The sequence below is a fragment of the Mesorhizobium sp. M7A.F.Ca.CA.001.10.2.1 genome (genome assembly GCF_003998575.1).
GTDB lineage: Bacteria > Pseudomonadota > Alphaproteobacteria > Rhizobiales > Rhizobiaceae > Mesorhizobium.
The window spans coordinates 1-4,255 of record NZ_RZQY01000533.1 but is presented as its reverse complement, the minus strand read 5'-3'; the positions used below and the strand labels follow the sequence as shown (position 1 = coordinate 4,255).

Below are 4,255 nucleotides of genomic sequence, written 5' to 3'. Positions count from 1 at the left end.
GGAACGTCTCGGCGGTTTCCGACATGTCCGGTGCCTGCCGCACCGCGGCAATCCGCTCGTCGAAATAGCTTGCCGGCGAGAGATGGGACGAGGTGTTGCTCAGGATCAGCCGGTCGATCCGCTCCGGCGCGTGGATGCCGAGCCACTGCGCGACGAACCCGCCGAGCGACAGGCCAAGGAAATGTACGCGTTGCAGGTCGAGCGCGTCGAGCAGCTCGATGACGTCGCGGCCAAGCCGGTCGAGCGAGTAGGCGCCGACGGGAACGCTCGATCCGCCATGGCCGCGAAAATCGTAGCGCAAGACACGGAAATGCTTCGACAATTCGCCGATCTGCCTGTCCCACATGTGCAGCGTGGTGCCGATGGAATTCGACAGCACCAGCACCGGCTTGCTTGCCTCGCCATCGAAGCGGTAGGCGATGCGCGTGCCGTCGCCCGTTGTGACGAAATTCAGCTCATTCATGATGAAGATTCCTTCTGGAACGTTGAACGAGACAGAGCCTAGCCGTGGAGCGATTTTGTTGATATTACAAAGATAGAACAATCTCTGTAGTAAAAACTGACATGGCCGAATTCACCCTGCACGACCTGCAATGCTTCGATGCAGTGGTCCGCACCGGCGGTTTTCAACCTGCGGCGGCCATGCTGTATCGCTCGCACCCGGCGGTGTTCGCCGCCGTCGCCAAGCTGGAACGACAGCTCGGCCTCATCCTTTTGGACCGCAGCGGCTATCGCGTGCGTCCGACCGAGGCCGGGCTTTCGTTCCACCGCCGAGCGCTATCGCTGCTGCGCGAGTTGGACGGTTTGCGCGTCCATGCCGCCCAGTTGGCGATGGGTGAGGAAAGCGAGATCCACGTGGTGATAGGCGACCTGTGCCCGCGCCCGCATGTGCTGGGCATGCTCGGGCGGTTCTTCGCACAGTGCCCCGGCACGCGCCTGCATCTGCATTTTGAAGCGGTGGGCGGCCCATGGGAGCGTCTATTCGATGACGAAGCCGATCTGATCCTGCACTGGGTCGACAAGGGCGATGCGCGGGTGGAATGGGTCGATCTGTGCAAGGTGTCCTTCATTCCCGTGGTGGCGCCGGGCTTTCTGCCCGGGCGTATCGAGCAGCCGATCACTCTGGATCAGATGCAGGCACTCACCCAATGCGTCATGCGCGACAGCGCCCGCCATTCGCCACAACAAAACTATTCGCTGATCGAAGGCGCGCCGCAATGCCTCGTCGCCGACCAGGGCATGAAGAAGGAGATCATCCTGCAGGGCCTTGGCTGGGGCCACCTGCCCCGCTTCCTGATCGAGGAAGAACTGCATGACGGGCGCCTGCAATCCATTGCCGGCCGCCATCTGCCGGGCCGCACCGACGAACTGGTGGTGGCGCGGCGCCGCGACCGACCGCATGGGCCGATCGCCAACCGGCTGTGGGATCATATCCAGCAGGAAGCGCCGACATTGCGCCGTGCATTGGAGCCGACGGGGCCCGCCGGACAGACACCCACCAACCAGTCGCGAAAGGCGCAAGTGGCAACGCCAGGACCTCTCGGGTCCCGTCCAGCGATCACTTCTTGACATACGCTCCAGGCTGGCGGCCGCTCTTCGGAGCCTTGGCGTCCTTTGAACGCTCCGCGATAGCGGGGCCGGCGCCGGACGTCTTTTCGGTTGCGGCGCTCGGCGTGACTTGCCTTGGCGGGTTTTGTCCCTCCGACTGGCGGGTTCGGTCTTCTACTTCATCCTTCCTGCGGGTGAGCCCCATTCCGCCGGCGGGCTTCTTGTTGGCGGCCGCATCCTGGGAGAATTCATCGGAAGCGTCGGCATCGATCTTTGCCGGATATTTCGTCGCACCGGTTTCATAGCGGGTTTCGTTCTCAGTCATGACATCTCTCCAGTTGCATGACGGATAAACATCTCAGCGGTATCCGAGTTCCAACTCCTGGACTTCGATTCCGGACGGATCTGGGTTCCGGGAGCGCCCGGTCGGCCACCCAAGCGACGAGATGAGCAGCACCCTACTGCAGCAGGCCCTTGACGATGCCGCTCGCCTTGCCGAAATCCATCTGGCCGGCATATTTCTGCTTCAGTGCGGCAATCACCTTGCCCATGTCCTTCTGGCTGGCCGCACCGGTCGCGGCGATCGCCTCGCGCGCCGCAGCCGTCACCGCCGCATCGTCCAACTGCGTCGGCAGGAAGGTGCGGATGATCTCCATCTCGCCGCGCTCCTGCGCGGCGAGATCGGGCCGCTTGCCGTCGTCGAAGGCTTTGGCCGATTCCTCGCGCTGCTTCACCATCTTGGCCAGGATCTGCAGGATCTCCTCGTCGCTGGCCGGCTCCTTGCCCGAACCGCGATTGGCGATGTCGCGGTCGTGAATAGCCGCCTGGATCAGCCGCAATGTCGGCAGCCGGTGCTTGTCCTGCGCCTTCATCGCGCTCTTCAGGGATTCGGCGATTTTTCCGCGCATGGTGCATTCTCCTTCGATCGGCGCGGACAATAGCGCCGGGGGCGAGCCAAGGCAAACCCTGATATGCCGGGGCAAGCCACTGATTTTGCTAGGCGAAATAAAACATGGCGGCATTTCGCATGATCATTGACCGCCCTGCCCCCTTCCCCTATGTACTGGGCCTTGCATGAACGGAAATTTGACTGCGTGGGAGCCGCGAAATCGCCGCTTCGCGCCGTTTGCCGCGCAGATGGCCCGCCGGGCCGGTTGCAGCGCGCGGCCTGATAGGAGTGCCGCATGGCCGAGATGACCGCCGCCTCGACGCCCGCCTGGGCCACTGAAAAGCCGACCGCCCTTCTGGTGCTGGCCGACGGCACCGTCATCGAAGGTCGCGGTCTCGGCGCCACCGGCTCCGCCGTCGCCGAAGTCTGCTTCAACACGGCGCTGACCGGCTACCAGGAAATCCTCACAGACCCTTCCTATGCCGGCCAGATCGTCACCTTCACCTTCCCGCATATCGGCAACATCGGCACCAATGACGAGGACATCGAGGACCTCAATCCCGCCGCCCGCGCCGGTGCCGTCGGCGCCGTGTTCAAGGCCGATGTCACCAATCCTTCCAACTATCGCGCCGGCGCCGGTCTCGACCAATGGCTGAAGAAGCGCGGCATCGTCGCCCTGTCGGGCATCGACACGCGCGCTCTGACCGCACTGATCCGCGAAAAGGGCATGCCCAACGCCGTCATCGCGCACGCGCCCGACGGCGTGTTCGATCTCGACGATCTGAAGCGGCGCGCCGCCGCATGGTCGGGCCTGATCGGGCTCGACCTCGCCAAGGATGTCACCTCGGGCCAGTCCTCGGTCTGGCGCGAGACGCCCTGGGTGTGGAACGAAGGCTTTGGCGAACAGACCGAACCGACAATGCATGTCGTCGCCATCGATTATGGCGTCAAACGTAACATATTGCGCCTGCTCGCCGGCCTCGGCGCCAAGGTCACGGTGGTGCCGGCCAAGACCGGCGCCGAAGAAATCCTTGCCATGCAGCCGGACGGCATTTTTCTCTCCAATGGCCCCGGCGACCCGGAAGCCACCGGTGATTATGCCGTGCCGGTCATCCGGGATCTGTTGAAGACCGACATCCCCGTGTTCGGCATCTGCCTCGGCCACCAGATGCTGGCACTGGCGCTGGGCGGCAAGACCGCCAAGATGCACCAGGGCCATCACGGCGCCAACCATCCGGTCAAGGACCACACCACCGGCAAGGTCGAGATCGTCTCGATGAACCACGGCTTTGCCGTCGATGCCGACTCGCTGCCATCAGGCGTCGAGGAAACCCACGTCTCACTGTTCGATGGTTCGAACTGCGGCATCACGCTGACTGGCCGGCCGGTGTTCTCGGTCCAGCATCACCCGGAGGCTTCGCCCGGCCCGCAGGATTCGCACTATCTGTTCCGTCGCTTCGTCAATCTAATCCGCGAGAAGCGCGGCGAGGAATTGCTGGCCGAACGGGCTTAGCGCGATCCGCTTGCGCCGCCCCTCATCTGCCTGCCGGCATCTTCTCCCCGTATAGTGACGGGGAGAAGGAAGCTGGCCGCACTCTTGGCGTTCTTCTCGCAACATTGATAATTGGTGAAACCATCGGACAACAGCATCTTTCTCCCCGTCACTATACGGGGAGAAATGCCCGGCAGGGCAATGAGCGACTATCTGTGGTGTCAAGTTGCATTGGCGAACTCCATGCGCGCATCGCGTGCTTTTGCATTGAGAATGACGAGGAGTTTTCGCGCCAGCGCCATGCGGATGACCATTTTGGTTTTGCC

The 4,255-nt window shown here is 63.1% G+C and carries 5 protein-coding genes and 1 pseudogene; 2 read left to right on the top strand and 4 right to left on the bottom strand.

The window, feature by feature from the left end; genetic code table 11:
- Positions 1-463: alpha/beta fold hydrolase (locus EN964_RS26630; RefSeq protein WP_127276935.1), on the bottom strand; the 463-nt coding region annotated here is incomplete at its 3' end.
- 101 nt (positions 464-564) lie between these two features.
- Here EN964_RS26630 and EN964_RS26625 point away from each other — a divergent pair.
- Positions 565-1,569 (top strand): LysR family transcriptional regulator, encoded by a 1,005-nt coding sequence (locus EN964_RS26625; protein ID WP_127271500.1) that lies wholly within the window; start codon positions 565-567, stop codon positions 1,567-1,569.
- Here the strand turns inward: EN964_RS26625 and EN964_RS26620 are convergent.
- Positions 1,559-1,873: a hypothetical protein gene (locus tag EN964_RS26620; protein WP_127271501.1), complete on the bottom strand. Its 315-nt coding sequence runs from the start codon at positions 1,871-1,873 to the stop codon at positions 1,559-1,561. The two genes, EN964_RS26625 and EN964_RS26620, sit on opposite strands and share 11 nt — an antisense overlap.
- A gap of 133 nt (positions 1,874-2,006) precedes the next feature.
- Positions 2,007-2,456 carry a GatB/YqeY domain-containing protein gene (locus tag EN964_RS26615; protein WP_127272594.1) on the bottom strand — a complete coding sequence of 150 codons (450 nt, stop codon included), beginning with the start codon at positions 2,454-2,456 and terminating at the stop codon, positions 2,007-2,009.
- A gap of 276 nt (positions 2,457-2,732) precedes the next feature.
- On the opposite strand from EN964_RS26615, the gene carA reads away from it, so the two are divergent.
- Positions 2,733-3,950: a glutamine-hydrolyzing carbamoyl-phosphate synthase small subunit gene (gene carA, locus EN964_RS26610; protein ID WP_127271513.1), complete on the top strand. Its 1,218-nt coding sequence runs from the start codon at positions 2,733-2,735 to the stop codon at positions 3,948-3,950.
- A gap of 200 nt (positions 3,951-4,150) precedes the next feature.
- On the opposite strand, the pseudogene EN964_RS26600 reads toward carA, so the two are convergent.
- A pseudogene (locus tag EN964_RS26600) lies at positions 4,151-4,255 on the bottom strand (IS110 family transposase); the annotation flags it as partial.

Excerpts from the sequence above, each read along its gene's own strand:
- EN964_RS26615 (WP_127272594.1), bottom strand. The coding sequence starts at position 2,456 with ATGCGCGGAAAAATCGCCGAATCCCTGAAGAGCGCGATGAAGGCGCAG.
- carA (WP_127271513.1), top strand. The coding sequence starts at position 2,733 with ATGGCCGAGATGACCGCCGCCTCGACGCCCGCCTGGGCCACTGAAAAG.
- EN964_RS26625 (WP_127271500.1), top strand. The coding sequence starts at position 565 with ATGGCCGAATTCACCCTGCACGACCTGCAATGCTTCGATGCAGTGGTC.
- EN964_RS26620 (WP_127271501.1), bottom strand. The coding sequence starts at position 1,873 with ATGACTGAGAACGAAACCCGCTATGAAACCGGTGCGACGAAATATCCG.